The organism is Halorubrum sp. SP9, assembly GCF_005435015.1.
GTDB lineage: Archaea > Halobacteriota > Halobacteria > Halobacteriales > Haloferacaceae > Halorubrum > Halorubrum sodomense.
The window spans coordinates 1-220 of sequence record NZ_SGXU01000764.1 but is presented as its reverse complement, the minus strand read 5'-3'; the positions used below and the strand labels follow the sequence as shown (position 1 = coordinate 220).

At 66.8% G+C, this 220-nt stretch carries 1 pseudogene; it reads left to right on the top strand.

Annotated features, from left to right (window positions below):
• Positions 1-220: pseudogene (locus EXE45_RS20235) on the top strand (mechanosensitive ion channel family protein); the annotation flags it as partial.

The following is a 220-nucleotide window of genomic DNA, read 5'->3' as shown; positions in this document are numbered from 1 at the left end:
GACCGTCGTGACGTTCGTCGTCTCGTTCCTCGTGCTCTACCTCGTCGGGAAGTCGGTTCTCGTCAGGACGACCAAGCAGGTGTTGAACCAGCGCGACTACTCGCCGGCCATCGTCAGCCTCTCGTCCAGCATCGCGGGGGCGATCGCGCTGTTCGCGGCCGTCGCCATCGCGGCGACGGTGGCCGGGTTCCCGATGATCCTCGGGGCCTTCGCCACCATC